The sequence below is a fragment of the Amphiplicatus metriothermophilus genome (assembly GCF_900199215.1).
Classification (GTDB): Bacteria; Pseudomonadota; Alphaproteobacteria; order Caulobacterales; family Parvularculaceae; genus Amphiplicatus; species Amphiplicatus metriothermophilus.
In genome coordinates this window covers 436,444-456,800 of sequence record NZ_FZQA01000001.1, presented here as the reverse complement: position 1 = coordinate 456,800, position 20,357 = coordinate 436,444, and the positions used below count along the sequence as shown (strand labels likewise).

Genomic DNA, 20,357 nt, shown 5'->3' with positions numbered 1-20,357 from the left:
GACTCCCTAAAGGTCCGGCTTGTCGCGCTTCATCTCCAGCCCGCCGTTGCGCGTGATGACGGCGACGTCGATCGGCCCGCCGACCGTTTCGATCGCGTGCATGACCTTCTGCTGGAAGGAATTGAGCTTGATGAGCGAGGCCGCGGTCTCGCCCAGCTCGCGTTTGGGGAGCGAGGCGATGGCGCGATAGATCGGCCGAGTATGCGCTGCATACTGATAATGGTCGATCGACTTGAAGAACTCTCTGAGCGCATAGCCGAGATTGTTTTCGCTGTAGTCGCGGAACAGCGCCTGACGCTGCGCGTCGGACAGGCCCGGCGTGCGGCCGATCACGTCGGTGACGAGATGCATCGACAGCTTCAGCGTCTCGCCGAACAGATACATGCGCAGATACTGGTCCATGCCGGTCAGGAAGGTGCGGATCATCCGGTCCTGCGCGAAGGGCTGCACCACCGGCCCGCCGTCGGACGTCATGTCGGCCGCGCGGTCCTGCTTGCGCTTGAGGATGCCCAGAACGACGCTTGACGTGAGGTACGAGCGCATGGCGGGAAACTTGTCGCGCGCGCCGAAGCCGGCGAAGACGACGCCGGTGTAATGCTCGAAAAAGGCGTCCTTGACGACCGACAGCACCGCGATCTCGCGCAGGCGCTCGCGGGTTCCCTCGGAGACTGAAAGGCCTTGATAGTCGCCGCGCAAGGTCGCGATCAGGCTGTCGACGAGCTGCTCGATCTCGCCGCGATAGCGCCGGCGCACCTGCTCGGCCATGCCGCTAGGAAAACAGGCAAGATCTGCACGCGGAGAGTCATCCGGATAGCGCTGGTAGTCCGCATAGAGTTCGTTCACCACGAACTCGAAGATCGAGGAGAGATGATCGCGCAGCCGGCCGGCGTTCGACTCGGAGAATTTTCTGACCTGATAGTCGAAATCTTCCGCGACGACGGTGAAGACCACGGCGACGTGCTTGAAGAACTCCGTATCCTGATGATCTGGCGGAAAAAGATCGGGGTTGCCCGACAGGAACGCCATGAAATCCTCGGCGTAGGCTTCGAGCGTATCGAGGGGCCGGCCGCGCGCCTGCTCGCGGTAGAGCGAGATGACCGTCTCCCACGGCGTCGACATGATCTCGGCGTTGTTATAGATCATCACCGCCACCGGCTGGCCCTCGACCAGCGGGAACAGCTTGTCCACCGACTGATAGGTCTTGACGTACTGGTGGCCTGAGATGGTGACGGCGCTGTCCGCGGCCATCGCCACCGCCTGGCGGTTCATCAATACGACTTCGGAGGTCATCCGCCCCTCTGAGAAATACCCCAACGCCCCCGCGGCCGCCCTTTTCCTTGCCGGTGGCCCCGTCGGCAGGGATGTTAACGGCAAATCCGGGGCTTGGAAACGCCGCCGCCCTGTTCGCCCTTTCGCTGCGTCCGCGGCCGGGCTCGCGCAGTCGTGCGCGCGCGCGAGCCCGGCTTGACTGGAAGGGCCGACTCGCGGCGCCTAAATCCCGCCATAATCCGGCTCGCCCGTCGCGGCCGTACAGCCTCGGAGGATGGCATGGTTTCCCTCGGTCCCGCCGCTCTCATTCTCATCGGCTTCCTGCTGGCGCAGGCGGGCCTCGTCGGACTTTACCTGTCGGTCGAGGCGTATCGGCGGGCGGCGCGGGCGCGGCGCGACGCCTGCGGCGAGGCCGCCCGCGGTTAACCGTAAGCGGCTAAAACTTAAAGGATCTTTTCAGAAAATCCGGCGGAATCGAGCGCAGGAGAAGCGAAGGGTCCCGCCATGTCCTTTACGCCCGTCTCGGTCGCGCTGATCATCTTTTTGGCGATGCTCGCCCTGCTCGCGGCGAGCTGTCTTGTCCGCCTGGCCGCGAAGAACCATCCCGGACGCCGCGGCTAGCGCGGCCAGATCGGCGCGCCGGAAAGCGCCTGCGCGAACAGGCCGAGCGCCAGCGTCGACAGCGCCGCGGCCGCCGTCAGAACGACGGCGCGTGCATGACGCGCCGCCAGCCGGTCCGCAGCGAGTCCGACGAGCGGCAGAGCCTGCATGACATGGGTGGCGACGAAATGTGCGGGCCTGAGATCGCCGACCTCGCGCGACCAGCCGAACAAGGGAACGCCGCCCGCATCGGAGACCGCCGCGCCGACCCAGTGGCTTCCCGAAATCGACATGTAGCCGGCGAGCGGAACGGTCAGCGCCGGCGCGAGCAGCAATCCGGCGATCGCGCCCAGGCGCAAGCCGGAAGGCGCAGCGCCGCGCTCGCGCGCCAGCGCCAGTCCAAGGACGAAAGGCGCGAGCATCAGCATCAGCGCCCCGATCCCCATCGCCTGATACATGGCGATTTCGAACGCCGTCTCCGTGTTGAAATGCGAATGGCGCCCGCGCGCGGCCTGCACGGCGATGTAGACGATTTCGAAAAGCGCCGCGCCCACGGATAAATAAACCGCGCCGCGCATGACCGGGCCGGCGCGCCGTCGCGGATCGAGAAGCTGCGCGAGCAGCGCGAGCGTAGCGAAATGAATCGTCAGCGCCACGCAGAATTTGAGCGGCTTCGCCCAGACGCTGATCTCCCACAGCGTGCGCTTGTCGACCAGCGCGGCCGGCGTAATGACGACGGCGAGCGCCAGCATGAAGGCGGCCGTCGCCGCCCATGCGCGGGTCGTATGATCCGCACCGAGAGCGAATGAGCGGTTCATGCGGCGGCTCCGGCTCGCCAGCGCGGCAGGGCGGCGCGCGTGAACAGATAAAGCGCAAGGCCGACAGGGCCGAACATGAAGGTCGCAAGGAGAAACGCCGTCTGGATGAGGCGCGGGATGCCCGCGCGGTCTGCCTGCTCGGCGATCCAGACGCCCACGAAAAGGTCGAAGGCGAGATAGTGCAGCCAGCCGGCGACAAGGATTTCGTCATGGGCGAAAAGCGCGCGCACCGCGTCGAGCGAGCCGTAGCCGCCGCCCGAATCGAAGAACCGGACGAACATGAGCCCGGCATAGGCGAGAGCGAGGAGCGCCGGGATCGCGAATTTCGGGACCGCGAGCAGCAGCGGAAAGCGCCGCGGCAGGAAGACGAGGATCGCCCAGCCGACAAGCGCCGTCATATTGCCGAGGCGGAATACGGCGTCGGGATCGAGCGGCATGAACCCCTCCCTGGGTCAGGGCTTGAAACCCTTGCGAAGCCCGTTGCGGGTCGTTCGCAAACAGGCTGCCAGCTAATCTTGATGATGTCAAGATTGCAACCTAGACTGTCTCCATGCCGACGGCGAACGCGACCAGGGGCGCGAAAAAACGGAAACCGGGGCGGCGCGCCCGCGAGCCCGCCGCAAAGCGCGCGCGCGCCTATCATCACGGCGATCTGCGGCGCGCGCTTCTGGCCGCGGGCGAGACGGAGCTCGCCGAGAAGGGGCTCGAAGGCTTCACCCTGCGCGGCTGCGCGCGTCGGGCGGGCGTCTCGCACGCCGCGCCGGCGCATCATTTCAGGGACGCGCGCGCCTTGCTGACGGCGCTGGCGACGGAGGGATTCCGGCGCTTCGCCGCGAACATGCGGACGCGGATGAAAGCTGCGGGGCGCGATCCCAGGGCGCGGCTCGCCGCTTCAGGTCTCGGCTATCTGGACTTCGCGCTGGACAGCCCCGCGCTATTCCGGCTGATGTTCGCTTCCGATTATCCGGACAGGGACGATGAGGCGCTTCAGCAAGCGGGCGAGGAAAGTTTCGCCATTCTCCTCGACGCGGTGAAAGAAGCGCGCGGGCGCGATCCGCGCGCCGACGCCGACGCGATGACCGACGCTGTGGCGGCCTGGTCGCTGGTGCATGGGCTGGCGAATCTGCTGCTGGCGGGGCGCCTGCCGCCCATCGCCGAATTGGCGCCGGCGGAAAAGGAAAAAGCGATCCGCAGCGTAATAGACCGACTCGTCGTGACAGGCCATTCGGCGCAAGAGTGAATCGGTTCCGCGCGGTCGTCCGAGAAAGCCGTTCAGGTCAGCAACGCCATGCCGGCGCGTCGCTCGGGACGGCGTGAATGCGCTCCGCGCGCGCATGATCTCAGACGCGCCCCGCATAGTCTGAGGCGTCGAAGCCGTAGGCGCGGCGCATCTCGGCGATCGCGTCGAGCTTGGCGTGGAGCGCCGACCAGTCGTCGTTTTCGGCGATGGGCGCCCAGATCGCTTCGACCTCGTCGATCAGCATCGTGCAGGGCTCGGGCCGGGCGAAATAGGGATGGGCGAGCCGTTCCGGCCGGTCGGGCTCGGCCGCGAGAAGAAGCGCGCGCGTCTCGGCGAACGCCTCTTCGCGATAGCGCGGCGCGAGCGGGCTCGTCTCCGCCCGGCCTTCGCTCGCGCGCCCGCAGAACCAGTCGAAGAAGACCCGCTCATAGGGAACGCGCGTCGTCTCCATCCATCGCAGCAGCGCGACGACGAGCTCGATATCGTCCGTACCCGATCTTTCAAGGCCGAGCCGGCGAAAAAAGGCGTCGGCGAGCGCGTTTTCGTGGGCTTGCGTGAAGCCGCTCAGGGCCTCGTTGAGCGCGTCGAGATCGGCGACGGGCGCGAGGGTTCCGCCGAACCGCGACAGATTCCACGCGGCGGCCTCCGTCTGCCGGCCGAAAGCGTAAAGCCCTGTCTGGTCGAAGTAAGCCGCCGTGAAGCCGGGGTCGGCGACCGGCGCGAAGCGCCACGGTCCGTAGTCGAAGCTTTCGCCGGCGACGTTCATGTTGTCGGTGTTGAGAACACCGTGGACGAATCCGGCCGCCAGCCACTCCGCGACGAGACGCGCCGTGCGCCGCACGACGCGGCCGTAAAAGGCGGCCGTCTTCTCTTTCGCGCCGAGGCCGGAAAGGTCGGGATCGAACGCCCGCACGCAATAATCGACGAGCGCGCCGATCGCGTCGGCGTCGCGCTCGAAGGCGAGGCGCTGAAAGGTCCCGAAGCGCACATGGGAATGGGAAAGGCGCACGAGCACGCTCGATCGCGTCGGGGAGGGCTCGTCCTGGCGCTCGAGCGCCTCGCCGGTCTCGATGAGGCTGAAGGTCTTGGACGTGTAAACGCCGAGCGCCTCGAGCATCTCGGTCGCGAGGAGCTCGCGCACGCCGCCCTTGAGCGTCAGCCGGCCGTCGCCGAACCGCGAATAGGGCGTCTGTCCGGACCCCTTCGTGCCGAGATCGAGCAGCCGGCCCTGATCGTCGCGCAGCTGGGCGAACAGAAATCCGCGCCCGTCGCCGATGTCCGGATTGTAGACCCGGAACTGGTGGCCGTGATAGCGCAAGGCGAGCGGGCGCGGGATATTGTCGGGGAGCGGACGGAAGCGGCCGAAATGGTCGATCCATTCGGCCTCGGACAGATCGCCGAGCCCGATCTTCTCCGCCCAGCGCTGATTGCGGTAGCGCAGGACGTGCTTAGGAAATTCCGCCGCTGCTACTGCGTCCCAGAACGGCGCGCCCGCCTCGAGCGAGGGCGCGAGGGCGAGAAAGGCGGGATCGGGCCTGTAGCCGGCGTCGGGCATCGAGCCTCCGGGGGGGGCGCCAAGGGGCGACGGCCATTACATAATCAGTCGGCGCCGAAGGGAAACGCCGCCGCGCGCCGCCGCGGCCGATTTCGTCGTTGAAACGCCTTCTTGCGGTCTTATGTTAATCAGGGCCGGAGCGAGGGGAAGGGAATGAAGCACGGGCGAGGAAAAGCGGCGCGGCTCGGGTTCTTCGCGGCGCTCGTCGCCGCCGGGCTCGGTCTTCTGGGCCTGTCGGCGCTCGCCCAGAACGAGGTCGGCGAAGCCGGGCCCGATGCGGCCGCCCGAAAGGGCGTCCTGCTTTCCCTGACAGGCCCCGTCACGCCCGCCAACGCCAGATATCTTGCAAGGGAGATCGGCGCGGCCTCCGCGGCCGGCAAGGAAGTCGTCGTCATCGAAATCGACACGCCCGGCGGGCTGATGGATTCGATGAAGACCATCATCAAGGCGATCCTGGCCTCCGAGACGCCGGTTGCGACCTATGTCTCGCCCCAGGGCGCGCGCTCGGCCTCGGCCGGGCTTTACATCATGTACGCCGCCCATGTCTCGGCGATGGCGCCGTCCACCAACACCGGCGCGGCGACGCCGGTGGAGATCGGCGGCGCGCCGTCGGAGGACAATCCGTTCGAGGAGCCTGCGCCGCGCGAAAGCGCGCCGGAAGATCAGCAAGGCGAGGGGGAGAGCGACGGGGAATCGTCCGCGCCCGAAGAATCTCCGGCGGGAGGCCGGACGCTCTCCAACGAAGGCGCCATGCGCGCCAAGGTGATCAACGATGCGGCGGCTTATATCCGCTCGCTCGCCGAAGAGCGCGGGCGCAACGCCGACTGGGCCGAGCGCGCCGTGCGCGAAGGGATCTCGGCGACCTCCCGGGAGGCGCTCGATCTCGGCGTCATCGATCTCATCGCGGAAGATATCGACGATCTGCTCGCGCAGATGGACGGACGCTCGGTCAAGGTCGCCAGCGGCGAGAAGACCCTGCGCACCAAGGATCTCCTGCTTGAGCGGGTCGAGCCGACCATGATCGAGAAGATCCTCGGCTTCATCGCCGATCCGAACGTGGCGGTGATCCTGATGTCGCTCGGCACCACCGGCATCATCATCGAGATGTGGAATCCGGGCTCGATCTTCCCGGGCTTGCTGGGCCTGACCTGCCTCATTCTCGGGCTCTATTCCTTCCAGGTGCTGCCCTATAACTGGCTCGGCCTCGTGCTGATGGGCGCCGGCGCGCTGTTCATGATGATCGAGGCCTACACGCCGACCTTCGGCCTTGCCGGGCTGTCGGGCTTGTTGCTGTTCGGGTTCGGCCTGTTCGTGATCTTTCCGGAAGGCTTCAAGGTCTCGCCTGCGGTCATCGGGACGATGCTCGCCATCGTCGGCGCGCTGCTCGCCGCCGTTCTCGTCGCCTTCGTCGGCTCGCGCAGCCACGGGCCGCTCATCGGGACGGAGGCGATCCGCCGCCGCGAGGGAATCGTCGACGACTGGGACGGCAAGGAAGGCCATGTGATCGTCGAAGGCGAGCGTTGGCGCGCGCGCTGCGACAAGCCGCTGAAGAAAGGCGACCGGGTGCGCGTCGTCGAGGTGGACGGCCTCGTTCTGGTCGTCAGGCAGGCGAAAGGCCAGGGGCTTCTTGGCGGGCTCGTCGCCGGCGAGGCCGGATAAGGCGGGGGCGTTTCATGGTCGAAGGAGGCGTCGCCGCACTGCCCGCGATCGCCTGGGCGGCGGGCGTCGTATGCGCGGGCGCGATCCTTTTTCTCGCCGTCGTCCTGGGCTGGGGCGCCGCCCTCGGCGGGGAAAGCGGGGACCACCGCATCGCCGACGAATGGGGCGGCGAGCGCGTGACGGTGACGGAATGGTCGGGCGCGGAAGGCTATGTGCGCGCCGGCGGGGAATTGTGGCGCGCCCGGGCGGCCGCGCCGCTCGCGCCCGGCGAGGAGGTCGAGGTGGTCCGCAGGGCCGGCCTGGTGTTAGAGGTTCGTAAGACGAATCGCGAATCATGAAGGATAGGGCGCGCGCGAGGGCGTTCCGCATGCGGCGATCAGGGAGAACGACATGCCCGGCATCGGCATTCTAGGCTTTCTCGCCTTTCTGGCGATCTTCATTCTGACGAACGTCATCAAGATCCTGCGCGAGTATGAGCGCGGAGTCGTGTTCACTCTCGGCCGGGTCGGCCGGCGCGCCGCGGGGCCGGGTCTCGTCCTGCTGATCCCCGGCGTGCAGGTGATGCGCCGGGTCGACATGCGCACGCTCGTGCACGACGTGCCCACGCAGGACGTCATCTCCCGCGACAACGTTTCGGTTAAGGTGAACGCGGTCATCTACTATCGCGTGGTCGACTCGGTGCGTGCGGTCGTTCAGGTCGAGAACTACATGGCGGCCACGAGCCAGCTCGCGCAGACCACGCTGCGCTCGGTGCTCGGCAAGCACGATCTCGACGAGATGCTGCAGGAGCGCGACAAGCTCAACAAGGACATCCAGGAGATCCTCGACCAACAGACCGAGGCCTGGGGCATCAAGGTCTCGAACGTCGAGATCAAGCATGTGGACGTGGACCAGTCGATGATCCGGGCCATCGCCAAGCAGGCCGAGGCCGAGCGCGAGCGGCGCGCCAAGGTCATCCTCGCCGAGGGCGAACAGCAGGCCGCCGCCAAGCTCGCCGAGGCCGCGGAGATTCTCGCCACGCAGCCCGGCTCGATGGAGCTGCGCTATCTCAACTCGCTGCAGGAGATCGCCGGCGACCGCACCAACACCATCGTCTTCCCGGTCTCGCTCGCCGAGCTCGCCCGGCGCTTCAGCCGCGAAAGCTGACGCCGCGCCGCGCTTCCTTGTGGGGCGGAAAGTGTTGAATTGCAGCAACATCCGACCAAAGAAATCGCCGGGCATGGCGGCGCGTCGCGCGAATCCCCTGTCGGTTGCTGCAATGCTGCGTGGCGAAGCCGCGTCGCGGCGCATATAATTCCGGCCGATCAACATCCAGGCGCGCGGGGCAACGCGGGCCGATATTGGCGAGGGAGGAAACCAATGAACAGTCGCCTTCTGGCGAAAGCATCCGTCTGCGCGCTCGCCGCGTCGCTGGCCGCGCCTCAGGCGCTGGCGCAGGGCGCGGTCGAGGCGTTCCGGGACGAAATCCTGGTGACCGGCACCAAGAAGGCCGAAGCCGAAAACGTGCAGGACGTGCCGCTCGCCGTGACGGCCTACGGCGCCGAGCAGCTTGACGCGCTCAAGGTCCGCGAGCTGCAGACGCTGAGCTACGCGGTGCCGAACGTGCAGTTAGAAGATATCGGCACGACGAGAGGCGTCGCCAACTTCTCGATTCGCGGCTTGGCCACGAACTCTTCCATTCCGTCCATCGACCCGGCGGTCGGCACATTCGTCGACGGCGTCTATCTGGGCCAGAACGGCGGCGTCGTGTTCGACATTTTCGATCTCGAATCGATCGAAGTGCTGCGCGGGCCGCAAGGCATTCTTTTCGGCCGCAACGTCACCGGCGGCGCCGTGCTGCTGAATTCCAAGCGCCCGAATCTGCAAGAATTCGAAGCGTCCTTCAAAGCGGCGGTCGAAAGCGGCCTCAGGGGGACGGGCCTCAATTATTACGCCATGGGCGCGGTGAGCGGCCCGATCGTGCAGGACACGCTCGGCTTCCGTCTCACCGCCTATTACAACGACGACAACGGCTGGCATAAGCGCTATCTCGGCGGGCCCAACCTGCCGGCGGTCATTTCAGCGGCGGGCGGCACGCTCGCTGCGTTGCAGGGGCTCGGCTTCCCGATCGCCGCCGTTCAGCCGGACGCGTTCGAGGATCACGGCAAGGCCGAAACCTGGAGCGTGCGGCCGCAACTGCTGTGGCAGCCGACCGACTCCGTTTCGATCAACATCAAATATGAACGGTTCGAAAGCGAAGGCGACGGGCCGTCCTCGCAGAATCATCCGGGCTTCATTCAGCCGCCGTTCGATCCCGTGTCGGGGACGACGCCGGCCCCGGTTCCGTCCGTGAACTTCCTGTTCTCGGCGCCGAAGGACAGTTTCACCTTTTCGATCGATCAGCCCGGCAATTATGATGTCGAGGCGGACTCCGTGACGGTTCAGCTCGACATCGACGTGCCGTTCGGCGACGGCCGCATCACGAACATCTTCGGCTGGCGCGACAGCCTCGGCACCAGCGAAGGCGATATCGACGCGACGCCCTTCTGGCTCTTCCATTCTTTCGCCAGCAATGAGCACGAACAGATCTCCAACGAGTTCCGTTATGCGGGCAGGTTCTTCGATCGCATGGATTTCACGGCCGGCTTCTACTACTACACCGCCGACCATGTGTATCAGGAGAACCGCTTCATTCTCGGCGGCTTCCGCAATCTTTTCGGCGGCGGCATTCAGGACAGCCGGAACTACGGCGTGTTCGGTCAGATCGATTTCGATCTGACGGACGACTTCACGCTCATCGGCGGCGTTCGCTATACGAACGAGAAGAAATCCGTGGAGCTGGCGAACATCACGCTGAACATGGCGCCGTGCAGCATCGCCGCCGGCACCTGCACCATTCACTTTACGGACGAAGAGACCTGGAAGAACGTCACGCCGAAGGTCGGTTTCCGCTGGGAGCCCCGCGACGATCTGCAGGTCTACGCCCACTGGACGGAGGGCATACGCTCCGGCGGCTATAACTTCCGCAACACCTCGGTCGTCTTCCCGATCGAAGGCTTCGACGAAGAGGAGGTCGACAGCTACGAAATCGGCTTCAAGGCGCAGCCGGCCGACGGCAAGGCGACGATCAACGCCGCCTTCTTCGTCAACGACATTTCAGACATGCAGCGAGAGATCAATCTTTCCGATCCGATCGCCGGCGTCGTGCAGATTATCCGGAACACGGCGGACGCGACGATTTTCGGCTTCGAGCTGGAGTCCCGGATCTTCGTGACCGACAACCTCATCTTCACCGGCAATCTGGGCCATCTCGACGGCGAGTATGATTCGGTGCTGTTCGACCTCAACAGCGACGGGGTGGTGAACGACACCGATCTTACGCTCGAAATTCCCCGCCTTGCGCCGTGGACCTACGGGGCCGGCTTCATTCACACGCTTGATCTCGGCGCGACCGGTTCGCTGTCCACGCGGTTCAACTGGTCGCATCGCGACGACAACGCCTATACGGACAACAATCTGGGCATCCTTCAGGGCGCTGATATGATCGACGCCTCGATCGCGCTCACGACCTTCGACAATCGTGCGACGATCTCGATCTATGGCCAGAACCTCCTGAACGAAGTGACTCACGGCGGCGAAACGCAGCTTCCGCTGACCTTGGGCGGCGGCAGCTTCGCGCCGCTCAACAAGGGCAGGATCGCCGGCGTCGAGGTTCAGGTCGCGTTCTGAGGCTGCCGGCCTGTCCGGGCCGGCCATTCCATCGGTCGCGGGGCTTGCCCCCGCGACCTTTTTTCTGTGACAAGCGCGCAGGCGCCGATTCGGCTGAGGCGGGCGTTGCACGGACCTCAGGAAATCATCGACCTGCGCGGCTATCGCTGTCCGGTTCCCGTGATCCGGCTCGAGGCGCGCCTGCGCGCCCTGCCGGCCGGGGCCGCGGTGAGAGTGATCGCGGACGATCCGGTCGCGGCGGTGGACATCCCGCATTTCTGCCGTCAGGGCGGGCACGCGGTTCGCCGCCTGCCCGACGAGCAGGGGCCTTGGGGGCGGGCCTGCGTCTTTCTGGTCACGCGCGGCCCCTATGGCGCGCCGGCCGACTGAAAACGCCGGCCGAATCGCGCCCGTGCGCGGGCCGGGGGCGCCAATTTCGCCGGGAAGGTGATAAAGGTTAATCTGGAGGCGCGGGAAAGGCCGTGCTTAAATGGCCGGCGCGCCGGCTCGGGGATTCGGGTCCGGCGGGCCGCCGATCCTCGCGATGGTTCGGCCGGGCGGCGCGGGGCGCCTTCGTCGAGGGGGATTTGGGGTTATGAGGAAACACGACGTGATGGTGATCGGCGGAGCGCGCCGCATGCTGGCGGGCGCGGCGACGGCCTTGGCGCTGGCGTTCGCATGGGCGGGCCCGGCGCTGGCGAGTTACGATGCGGGCCTCAAGGCCTATCAGAACGGCCAGTATCAGCAGGCCATCGACATCTGGACGCGCTTTGCGCTCGCCGGGGACGTGCGCTCCAAACATGTCCTGGGCGAAATCTATTCCGGCAAGGTGCTCGAAGGCGCGCCGGACGCCGCCGCGCCGCTCGAGACGATACCCGTCGACAATGTCGAAGCGCTCAAGTGGTACACGCTGGCCGCCTATCACGACTTCACCGCCTATCAGCGCCCGACGGCGGAGGAGGTGAACGCGCGCATTCTCGCCGAGCATCGCCTGCCGGAAATTCGGGGACGGATGAGCACCGCCGACGTCAGGAAGGCCGAGAAGCTCGTCGCCGAAACGTTCGAGCGCGGCAGCCCCTATGACCTTTATCGCCTGGGCGAGATGTATCAGCGCGGCGCGGGCGTCGCGAAAGACAACGTGCGGGCGTTGACCATGTACGCCCTCGCCAAGGCGCGCGGCGTGGGCGAGGCCTCGATCGCCTATGAAGAGCTTGAAAAGCTGATGACGAAGAAAGAGGTCGAGAACGCGACCAAGGCCGCCGCGGAATGGCAGCCGCCGCTTCCGGCCGAGCATGTCGGCAAGACCCCGCAGCAGGAAGAGCTCGAACGTCTGCGCAAGGAGCTCGAAGAGCTCAAGCTCGAAGAAGCGCTCGAAGCCGTCTCCGACATCGACGTCGAGCTGATCCAGCGCGCCCTGCGGGCCCTCGGCTTCTACTACGGCTCGATCGACAACAAGATGGGGCCGCAAACCCGCGCCGCCATCCGTCGCTTCCAGTACTCGCGCGTGGCGAGGGACACGCAGATGAGCGAGGAAGAAAAAGAGGCGGTGCGCACCGGCGTTCTCTCGGCGCGTCAGACCGTCGAACTGTTCGCCGAAGCGGCGAAGGCCGATCATCCCATGTCGCAATATGTCTATGGGGTCATGCATGTGCGCGGCATCGGCGTCGAGCAGAACGGCAAGCAGGCGGTCGATTGGCTGAACAAGGCCGCCGGCGCCGATCTCGCCATCGCCCATTACGCGCTCGGGGTCATCTATCGCGACGGCACGACCGGCCTCAACGAGGTCGAGCCGAACAAGGCGCTCGCCGCGCGGCATTTCGCGCGCAGTTTCGCCCTCGGCTACAAGCCCGCCGGCGACGCGCTCAAGCTGCTTGAGTTCGAAGCGCCCCGGAACGTCGAATAACGAGGAGAGGTTTCAATGAAACGCGTACTGAGCATCCTCGCTGCGATCGGCGGTCTCGGGCTTCTCGCCGGCGCCGCGGCGCAGACCCTGGGCGGCTTTCCCATCCGCGAGCCGGGCGCCCATGCGCAGCCCGGCGGCGGTCAGGGCGCGAAGCCGGACCAGAAAGGCCCCCTCCAGATCATCGTCGACGTCAACGGGCCGGGGCCCTACAAGTCGATCTCCAAGGCGGTCGAGGACATCGCCGAAGGCGGCGTCATATACGTGATGCACGGGGTCTATAACGAGAGCGTCACGCTTGACAAATCGGTGTTCATCCAGGGCGATCGCGGGCCGGGACCGGGCGTCGAGATCAATGCGCCGATGAACCAGCCCTGCCTGCGGTTTCATCCCAAGCAGGGCACGGCGCATGCGGTGGTGGCGAACGTGCAGTTCGCCGCCAAGCTGAGCTCGCGCGGCGCGCCTTGCGTCGACATCGGCTCAGGCGTGTTCACGCTGAAGGAAAGCGACGTGCTCGGCTCGACGGTCTCGCCCGCGGTCATGATCTCCGGCGGCACCGTGATGCTGGAGAAGAACCGCATCAGCTCGGGCTCCGAGGGCGTGCTCGTCAACCAGAATCACACGCTGTCGCAGAGCTTCATTATCGACAACAAGATCGGCGGCAACAAGGTCGGCGTAGACATCGCCAGCGGCAGCCGCTCCGACGTGGTTATCGCCGGCAACGAGATCTTCGACAATCTCGACTCGGGCGTGAAATCGTCCGGCTACGGCGGGGCCAGCCTGATCGGCAACAAGATCCGCAACAACAAGGGCGCCGGCGTCATCCTCGACAAGTATTCGAAGCTCGCCCTCGTGCGGTACAACGAGATCATCAGGAACGAGGGCGACGGCGTCGCCGTGCCTTTCGGCGCCAACGGCATTATCGAGGACAACCAGATCGTCGGAAACGAAGGTCTTGCGATCTTCATCCGCGAAGGACTGCGGCCGAAAATCACCAACAATTTCATTCAGAATAACAAGGGCGACGGCAAGAAGGGGCGCAGAAGCCGATAAGGTCTCTCCGCCGCCGGCCCGCCTGAAACGGTTCGTCAAAAGCGCCTCCGCGGAGGCGCTTTTCGCATTGGCGGGCCTTCCTCCCGGCGCGCGTTACAGCCTTTCGATCAGCGCCTGCGCGGCCGCCGGATTGCGCGCCTTGGCGCCGGCGATGAAGTAGATGAAAACGTCGCCGCGCGCGGCCCATTTTCGCGCGCGCTCGGCCCAGCCGGCCAGCGCCGAGGGCGCGTATCCCGTTTCCGCGTCCTCGCGCGTCCGCATCAGGCGCGCATAGGCGAAATCCGCCGTCGCTTCGTCAATGCACGGAAAATCCGCGTGATCGGCGAAGACGACGGCGACGCCGCGACGGCGCGCCAGATCGTAGAAGGCCGGATCCTTGAAGCTCGGGTGGCGAACCTCCAGGGCGTGGCGCAAGGGCAGCCCGCCCGTCTCGCGCGGCAGAAGCCTCAGGAAGGCTTCGATCTCCGCCGCGTCGAACTTTTGCGTCTCCCGGAATTGCCAGTTGATCGGCCCCAGGCGATCGCCGAGCTGCTCAAGGCCCTGGGCGAAGAATTTCGCGATGGAGTCCGCCGCCTCGCCCAGATTCCGCCGATTGACGCAGTAACGCGACGCTTTTACGGCGAAAACGAAGCCGTCGGGCGTTTCGGCGCGCCATTTGGCGAAGGTCGCCGGCTTGAAGCTCGAATAATAGGTCGCGTTGATTTCGATGGAGCCGAGCCGGCGGCTCGCATGGTCGAGCTCGCGCCGCTGGGCGAGCCCTTTGGGATAGAACGTCCCGCGCCACGGCGCGTAAGACCAGCCGCCGACGCCGACGAAAATCCTGCCCGTCATGGCGCGTTCCTTTCTGCAGCGCGCGTCGCGGCCGTAATGCGATTTCAAGCGCCTTTCGAACTCAAGCGCCTGATGCTTGGCTGGAAAAGCGCAATATCACGCCAATCGCCAAGGAGCATATTTGCAGCGTGGGCGGATTTGCCCGGGTTATGGGCAGTCAGGCGCTGTTGCAAATGCCTGGTTGCGCCAAAGTATAACTGCTTCGGGAGACCAATGCTCTGGAGGATATACGCATACCACATGAGCCGCGCCTGTCCGTCTCCGCTTTCGCTTCGCTCCGGCTGCGCCGGACAGGCTTCGCCCTGACGTCCCGCGCCAGGCTGCGCCAGGCGAAGCTCGCCAGGGCGAAGCCTGGTGCCCCAGGCCGGATTTGAACCAGCACGCCTTTCGGCACGTGATTTTGAGTCACGCGTGTCTACCAATTCCACCACTGGGGCGGGGAAGGCGGCATGATAGGCGCGCGCCCTCGCCGGTCAAGCGCCGCGCGTGCGTCCGGCGCGACGCGGTTAACAAAAAAATAGCCGCGCGCGTTCACCCTGCGCGCCGCGATGGGCTATGACCGCCGCGAAGCCGCCGCATCCCGCGGGCGCGCTCTTCGGCGAATTCCCGCAACGTTCGATGTCCATGACTCACGCCGCCTCCCCCCATTCCGCCGCCGGCATGCATGGCGCGACCCGGTTCCTGCGGGACATGCTCGACGCGCTTGAACGCGACGCGCGCGCCGCGGCCCGGGCCGCGCGCGGCGGCGGCGCGCCTGAGGACGCCGCGACTGCGGGCGAGGCCGCGCCGGATCAGGCGCCGGCGACGGCGAGCCTCGGCGACGTCATGGACCGGCTCGACGAGCGGGCGTTCGGATTTCTGCTCCTGCTTCTGGCGCTGCCCTGCTGCCTGCCGTTCGTCTATGTGCTGCCGCAGATCGTGGCGTTGCCGATGCTGGCGCTCGCCGGACAGCTCGCCGCCGGGCGTCAGCATCCCTGGCTGCCGAAGCGGCTGCGCGCGCGGCGTTTCTCCATTCCCGCCTTTCGCGCCGTCGTCGAGCGCAGCGCCGGATACGCCCGCTGGGTGGAGCGGCTCGCCCGCCCGCGGCTCGCGGCGGTCACCGGCAGGCTCGGTCTGCGGCTCGTGGGCGCGTTGATGATCGCGCCCTGCCTGTCGATCCTCACGCCGTTGCCGTCCACGAACACCGTTCCGGGCATCGGCGTGGCGATCGCGGCGCTCGGCCTCATCGAGCGGGACGGGGCGCTCGTCATTCTCGGGCTTGTGATCGGCTTTTTGTGGGTGGCGCTGCTGCTGACCCTTGGTGTTGAAGCCGCATCGCTGATCATGGGCTGGATTTCCGCGCGACTTTAGCCCCCGCGACGATCCGCCGGAGGCGCGCGCCGGCAGGCCGCGTTAGGGTCAAAGCATGATCGAGGCGTTTCGCGCACGACCCTTCACCGAGCAGGCGCTCGCGGTCGCCGCCGCGACGAGCGCGGGCCTGCTCGCCGGCGCGCACCTGTTCGAGCGGCTCGGCGGCTATCCGCCCTGCGCGCTTTGCCTCGATCAGCGCGAAGCGCACTGGACGGCGCTCGGCGTCGCGCTGGCCGGCCTCGTCGCGCACCGCCTGTTCCGGGCGCCGCTCGCCGCTGCGGCCGCGGTCGGCGCGGCCGCGCTCGTCTATGCGGTGAGCGCCGGGCTTTCCTTTTTCCATGTGGGCGTGGAGTTCGGCTACTGGCCCGGCCCGGCGAGCTGCGCCGGCGGAGCGGGGACGATCGCGGATGCGGCCGGCCTGGCGGCGGCGCTGGCGGGCGGCGCGCCGGTCGTCAGTTGCTCCGAGGCGCCCTGGCGGCTCTTCGGCGTCTCGATGGCCGGGTATAACCTGCTCTTCTCGGCCGGGCTGTTCGCGCTGACCCTAGCCGCGGCGCTCGCCGCCTCGCGCGCGGCCCGCGCCGCCCGGCGCGACGGCGCGCGCGGCGTGAAAACGGAGACGTTATGAGCATCGTTTCGGCGCCGATCGATCCCGCGCGCGAGCGTCCCGGCCCGCGCGCGCGCCGCCTCGGCGAGATGCTGCGGGTCGATCACGCCGGCGAATACGGCGCGGTTCAGATCTATCGCGGCCAGCGGGCGGTGTTCGACGCGCTCCCCCACAAGCGCGAGACCGCCGAACGGCTCGCCGAGATGGAGGCGGGCGAGGCCGAGCATCTCGCCGCCTTCGACCGGCTGCTCGCCGCGCGCGCCGTCCGCCCGACCCTGCTCGCGCCGGTCTGGAACGCAGCCGGTTTCGCCCTCGGGGCGGCGACGGCGCTGATGGGCGAGAAAGCCGCGATGGCCTGCACCGCGGCCGTCGAGGAGGTCATCGAGAAGCACTACCAGGCCCAGATCGAGGAGCTGGGCGAGGCCGAGCCCGCGCTGGCCGAGACGCTCGCCCGCTTTCGCGAAGACGAGCTCGCCCACAAGGCGACGGCCGAAGCGGCCGGCGCGCGCGACGCGCCCGGCTTTTCGCTCATGCGCGCGGCGATCGGCGCGGGCTGCCGGCTCGCCATCCGGCTGGCGGAAAAGATCTGAATGCGGATCGCCGGGCTCGACTCACGGCCCTGGCTGCATGAGGGCCGGCAGCTCGCCGAGGTCCGCGCCCGCCTGACGCATGAAAAAGCGGCGCAGCGCGCCGACGCGCCCGACGGCGCTCATGCCGGCGGCGCGGGCCAGGCGCAGGGGCGCCAGATCGTTCGAAAACAGGCGATTGAGAACGTCCGTGCCCAAAGCGAGCATGGTCGAATCGAAACGCCGCCAGCGCTCATAGCGCGCGAGCGTCGCGCCGTGGCCGATGTCGAGCCCGAGACTCGCCGCGTCGCAGAGGGTCTCGACCAGCGCCGCGACGTCCTTCACGCCGAGATTGTAGCCCTGCCCGGCGATGGGATGGATGGCCCGCGCCGCGTCGCCGATCAGCGCCAGCCGCGGCGCGATGAAGCGCTGCGAGAGGTGGAAGCTCAACGGATAGGACCAGCGCGGACCGGCGAGCCTCAGGCGGCCGAGATAATCGCCGAAGCGGTTCTCGATCTCTTTCAGGAAGGCCGCGTCGTCGAGGACGAGATAGGCGGGCGCGGCGTCGCCGCGTTCGGTCCACACGAGCGAAGACCGGTTCTGCGTCATCGGCAAGATTGCGAACGGTCCGGAAGGCAGGAAGAACTCCTGCGCCACGCCCTTGTGCGGGCGTTCGTGGGCGACCGTGACGACGATCCCCGTCTGCGGATAGGACCAGCGGTTGACGCGCAGGCCCGCCTGGCGGCGCAGGGCGGAGTTCTTGCCGTCGGCGGCGACGACGAGCGGCGCGGCGAGCGCGCGCCCGTCCTCGAGTGTCGCGCGCGCCGCGCCCGGTCCGAACTCCGCCGACGCGACGGCGGCGGGCGCGAAAAGCGCGACGGCGGGCTCGGCGGCGACGGCGTCGTAAAGCGCGTCGCGCAGGACGCGGTTCTCGACGATCCAGCCCAGCGGCTCGCCCGCTTCTAGCTCGCGGCTGTCGAAGTGCAAATGAAAGGGGGACGAGGAGCCGTCCGACAGCCGCGATCGCGCCCGCCCGTCCGTGACGAGAATGTCGAGAATCGGCTCCGCCTCGGGCGCGATCGCCGGCCACAGGCCGAGCCGCCTGAAGACGCGCGCGCAGCCATAGGCAAGGGCGGTGGTGCGTCCGTCGAAGGCGGCCGCGCGCATGGCGGCGGGGTCCTGCGCGTCGACGAGGGCGACGGAAAAGCCCGCCCGGGCGAGGGCGAGCGCGGCGAGCCCGCCGGCCAGGCCGCCGCCGATGACGATGACGTCCGTGGTCTGCGCCTCGTTCATGCCGGCAGGGTGCGGCGGGCGGCGCGGCCTGTCCAGAGGCGCCGCCGGCCTGCGGCGATCGGCCCGGCGGGCGGTTTATCGCAGGCGACAGCGTCTCGCCGACGCCTGCGCAGGATCCACGATGTCAAACAGCGGGAAGGGCCGGCGCGCGAGCCTTGAACGCGACGCGGCGCTTGCGCGCCGGGCCTCCGCCGCGCCGCGCCATGACGGCGCGAAGCGGCCCGCGAAGGATAGTCCCGCGCCGAAAGACGGGGATAACTATCCCCGCTTTTCAGCTAACGCGTTGAAATTATTGAGGACGCTGTCCACGAAAAGGCGAGCGAATGACTCGCAACTGACGCGTTCGGGGCCGCCTGCGGGCGCCGCGTCTGACGAGGCCCCGCGCCGGAGCGCGGGACCTGACGACGGCGCGGGGAGGAAGGTCGTCCGCGCCGGGACGAGCGGTCGAATAATCGTCAGAAGTCGGAAGAAAAGCCCAGGCCCCACCAGAAGCCGCTCGATTTGAACGTGCCGGCGATGGAGTCGTCGATGACGGAGCCGCCGTCGATGTCAGACCCGCCATAGCGTGCGCCGAGATAGATCGAACTCTTTTCAGAAACGGCGTAGGACAGATCGGCCGTCGCATGGCCGTAAAGGTAGTCGCCCCCGTCGTCGTCATCGACCACATATCCCAGAACGCCGCCGAGATCGAAGCTCAGCTTCTCGGAAAGCGGAAACGAATGAGAGGCCGATCCCTGCACCGTGAAAGTGTCGAACATGAAATCGCGATAGAGATAGACGCTCGGCGAAAGCGGCAGAGCGAAACTGAGGCCGACATAAGGCTCCACCGTGTTCGCGCCGGTTCCGTCTTCCTCGTCGAACGTGTCGAAAAAGCCGCTCATCAGGTCGGGAAACGTATAATAGGTGACCCCGACATCGACGGACACGAACTCGTTGAGATCGGCGGAATAGCCGAAAACCAGATCGAGCTCTTCGCCGCCGGGCGTGACGACGAGATCGTCGTCGCCGACCGGCAGGTTGAGCCAGGCGCTCAGGTAAAAGCCGCCATAGCCGAGATTGACGGCCGGCTGGAAACTGGTTTCCGCGAATTGCACGCCGCGGAACATGTAACGCGACTCGAACGCGACGGTTGTGCTGATGGACAGGTCTTCGGCTTTCGCGGCCGTAGAGCCCGCCATGACGGCGATGAAAAGAGACGGGCCGAGTGATTTAATCCGCATGGGCATCTCCTGCCGGCTGGTGGTTGTCCGCGCCGTTCTTGTGCGTTTCTCCCGATTTGTTGGTACGCTAACGGAGCTTTGATGCGATGCACAATTACAGTGTCGTCGGGCGTTAACCAATCCGTCTCAATTGTGACAAAAATGGCACAAAATCTGATTAAAACCGATAAGTTTAGCATAACATGCTACAAAAACAGGATACCGCTCCGGTTTCGGTCGCCCCGCTATTTCTGCGATGCAATATTTCTGTTGCGCCGCCAAGCGCATCGACTTACGCTTTAACGATCATGGCGGGCGATCCTCCGCCCGCGATCAATCAGCGGAGCGCGTGCATGAAATTCATCATGGCAGTGATCAAACCGCAGAAGCTCGACGACGTCAGAACCGCGCTCAACGCGCTCGGCGTCAACGGCATGACCGTTTCGGAAGTGAAGGGCTTCGGCAGACAGAAGGGCCACAAGGAGGTCTATCGCGGCGCGGAGTATCAGGTCGATTTCGTCCCGAAGCTGAAGATCGAGATCGCCGCGCCGGCCGACCGGACGCCGGCGATCGTCGCGGCCATCAGGGACACGGCGCGTACGGGCGCGATCGGAGACGGCAAGATATTCGTGTTCGATCTCATCGACGCGGTGCGCGTGCGCACAGGCGAATCGGGCGCGGACGCGTTGTAAGGCGCAGACGGCGCGCGGGCGAGCGCGTAACGCGAGTGATA

The 20,357-nt window shown here is 66.7% G+C and carries 21 protein-coding genes and 1 tRNA gene; 13 read left to right on the top strand and 9 right to left on the bottom strand.

Annotated features, from left to right (window positions below; genetic code table 11):
• Nucleotides 1-6 precede the first annotated feature (6 nt).
• Nucleotides 7-1,290 carry a hypothetical protein gene (locus tag CHB64_RS02255; RefSeq protein ID WP_089410948.1) on the bottom strand — a complete coding sequence of 428 codons (1,284 nt, stop codon included), beginning with the start codon at nt 1,288-1,290 and terminating at the stop codon, nt 7-9.
• Between the two features lie 258 nt (nt 1,291-1,548).
• Here CHB64_RS02255 and CHB64_RS15205 point away from each other — a divergent pair, with 258 nt between their 5' ends.
• Nucleotides 1,549-1,695, top strand: coding sequence for a hypothetical protein (locus CHB64_RS15205; protein WP_159462382.1), 147 nt, complete (start codon nt 1,549-1,551; stop codon nt 1,693-1,695).
• A 191-nt stretch (nt 1,696-1,886) separates the two neighbouring features.
• Here CHB64_RS15205 and CHB64_RS02250 read toward each other — a convergent pair whose 3' ends face one another.
• Complete coding sequence (locus CHB64_RS02250; protein WP_089410947.1) at nt 1,887-2,687, bottom strand: hypothetical protein; 801 nt, start codon at nt 2,685-2,687, stop codon at nt 1,887-1,889.
• Nucleotides 2,684-3,124 (bottom strand): ABA4-like family protein, encoded by a 441-nt coding sequence (locus tag CHB64_RS02245; protein ID WP_089410946.1) that lies wholly within the window; start codon nt 3,122-3,124, stop codon nt 2,684-2,686. The genes CHB64_RS02250 and CHB64_RS02245 overlap by 4 nt, the downstream gene beginning before the upstream one ends.
• A 113-nt stretch (nt 3,125-3,237) precedes the next feature.
• Here CHB64_RS02245 and CHB64_RS02240 point away from each other — a divergent pair, with 113 nt between their 5' ends.
• Entirely contained in the window at nt 3,238-3,927 is a 690-nt protein-coding gene (locus CHB64_RS02240; RefSeq protein WP_089410945.1) for a TetR/AcrR family transcriptional regulator, read from the top strand.
• 100 nt (nt 3,928-4,027) lie between these two features.
• Here CHB64_RS02240 and CHB64_RS02235 read toward each other — a convergent pair whose 3' ends face one another.
• Nucleotides 4,028-5,482, bottom strand: coding sequence for a protein adenylyltransferase SelO (locus tag CHB64_RS02235; RefSeq protein WP_089410944.1), 1,455 nt, complete (start codon nt 5,480-5,482; stop codon nt 4,028-4,030).
• Nucleotides 5,483-5,635: 153 nt separating this feature from the next.
• On the opposite strand from CHB64_RS02235, the gene CHB64_RS02230 reads away from it, so the two are divergent.
• The 7 genes from CHB64_RS02230 to CHB64_RS02200 all read left to right on the top strand — a co-directional run bounded on the left by CHB64_RS02230 (nt 5,636) and on the right by CHB64_RS02200 (nt 13,781).
• On the top strand, nt 5,636-7,141 hold the full coding sequence (locus CHB64_RS02230; RefSeq protein ID WP_089410943.1) for an NfeD family protein: 1,506 nt from the start codon (nt 5,636-5,638) through the stop codon (nt 7,139-7,141).
• Nucleotides 7,142-7,155: 14 nt separating this feature from the next.
• The gene (locus tag CHB64_RS02225; protein ID WP_089410942.1) at nt 7,156-7,479 is read left to right on the top strand and encodes an NfeD family protein; all 324 of its coding nucleotides are present in this window, start codon (nt 7,156-7,158) and stop codon (nt 7,477-7,479) included.
• A 52-nt stretch (nt 7,480-7,531) separates the two neighbouring features.
• Nucleotides 7,532-8,287, top strand: coding sequence for a slipin family protein (locus CHB64_RS02220; protein WP_200815201.1), 756 nt, complete (start codon nt 7,532-7,534; stop codon nt 8,285-8,287).
• A 213-nt stretch (nt 8,288-8,500) separates the two neighbouring features.
• Nucleotides 8,501-10,849, top strand: coding sequence for a TonB-dependent receptor (locus CHB64_RS02215; protein ID WP_089410941.1), 2,349 nt, complete (start codon nt 8,501-8,503; stop codon nt 10,847-10,849).
• A gap of 105 nt (nt 10,850-10,954) precedes the next feature.
• Entirely contained in the window at nt 10,955-11,218 is a 264-nt protein-coding gene (locus tag CHB64_RS02210; protein WP_089410940.1) for a sulfurtransferase TusA family protein, read from the top strand.
• 205 nt (nt 11,219-11,423) lie between these two features.
• Nucleotides 11,424-12,731 carry a peptidoglycan-binding protein gene (locus CHB64_RS02205; protein WP_159462381.1) on the top strand — a complete coding sequence of 436 codons (1,308 nt, stop codon included), beginning with the start codon at nt 11,424-11,426 and terminating at the stop codon, nt 12,729-12,731.
• A 15-nt stretch (nt 12,732-12,746) separates the two neighbouring features.
• Nucleotides 12,747-13,781 carry a right-handed parallel beta-helix repeat-containing protein gene (locus CHB64_RS02200; RefSeq protein WP_089410938.1) on the top strand — a complete coding sequence of 345 codons (1,035 nt, stop codon included), beginning with the start codon at nt 12,747-12,749 and terminating at the stop codon, nt 13,779-13,781.
• A 93-nt stretch (nt 13,782-13,874) separates the two neighbouring features.
• Here the strand turns inward: CHB64_RS02200 and CHB64_RS02195 are convergent, their stop codons facing one another.
• The 3 genes from CHB64_RS02195 to CHB64_RS02185 all read right to left on the bottom strand — a co-directional run bounded on the left by CHB64_RS02195 (nt 13,875) and on the right by CHB64_RS02185 (nt 15,049).
• On the bottom strand, nt 13,875-14,612 hold the full coding sequence (locus CHB64_RS02195; RefSeq protein ID WP_089411438.1) for a DUF72 domain-containing protein: 738 nt from the start codon (nt 14,610-14,612) through the stop codon (nt 13,875-13,877).
• Between the two features lie 44 nt (nt 14,613-14,656).
• Nucleotides 14,657-14,854 (bottom strand): GIY-YIG nuclease family protein, encoded by a 198-nt coding sequence (locus CHB64_RS15720; protein WP_221401098.1) that lies wholly within the window; start codon nt 14,852-14,854, stop codon nt 14,657-14,659.
• Between the two features lie 110 nt (nt 14,855-14,964).
• Nucleotides 14,965-15,049, bottom strand: a tRNA-Leu gene (locus tag CHB64_RS02185).
• 187 nt (nt 15,050-15,236) lie between these two features.
• Here CHB64_RS02185 and CHB64_RS02180 point away from each other — a divergent pair.
• The 3 genes from CHB64_RS02180 to CHB64_RS02170 are packed head-to-tail and all read left to right on the top strand — an operon-like array spanning nt 15,237 to nt 17,156.
• Nucleotides 15,237-15,962, top strand: coding sequence for an exopolysaccharide biosynthesis protein (locus tag CHB64_RS02180; RefSeq protein WP_159462380.1), 726 nt, complete (start codon nt 15,237-15,239; stop codon nt 15,960-15,962).
• Nucleotides 15,963-16,017: 55 nt separating this feature from the next.
• Nucleotides 16,018-16,587: a disulfide bond formation protein B gene (locus CHB64_RS02175; protein ID WP_089410936.1), complete on the top strand. Its 570-nt coding sequence runs from the start codon at nt 16,018-16,020 to the stop codon at nt 16,585-16,587.
• On the top strand, nt 16,584-17,156 hold the full coding sequence (locus CHB64_RS02170) for a demethoxyubiquinone hydroxylase family protein (protein WP_089410935.1): 573 nt from the start codon (nt 16,584-16,586) through the stop codon (nt 17,154-17,156). The genes CHB64_RS02175 and CHB64_RS02170 overlap by 4 nt, the downstream gene beginning before the upstream one ends.
• A 21-nt stretch (nt 17,157-17,177) precedes the next feature.
• On the opposite strand, the gene CHB64_RS02165 is transcribed toward CHB64_RS02170, so the two are convergent.
• Together CHB64_RS02165 and CHB64_RS02160 are read right to left on the bottom strand one after the other, a co-directional pair.
• A complete protein-coding gene (locus CHB64_RS02165) occupies nt 17,178-18,425 on the bottom strand; it encodes a UbiH/UbiF/VisC/COQ6 family ubiquinone biosynthesis hydroxylase (protein ID WP_089410934.1) in 1,248 nt (415 codons plus the stop codon).
• A 455-nt stretch (nt 18,426-18,880) separates the two neighbouring features.
• Nucleotides 18,881-19,645, bottom strand: coding sequence for a TorF family putative porin (locus CHB64_RS02160; RefSeq protein WP_159462379.1), 765 nt, complete (start codon nt 19,643-19,645; stop codon nt 18,881-18,883).
• Between the two features lie 332 nt (nt 19,646-19,977).
• On the opposite strand from CHB64_RS02160, the gene CHB64_RS02155 reads away from it, so the two are divergent.
• Complete coding sequence (locus CHB64_RS02155; protein WP_089411437.1) at nt 19,978-20,316, top strand: P-II family nitrogen regulator; 339 nt, start codon at nt 19,978-19,980, stop codon at nt 20,314-20,316.
• The last annotated feature ends 41 nt before the right edge of the window (nt 20,317-20,357 follow it).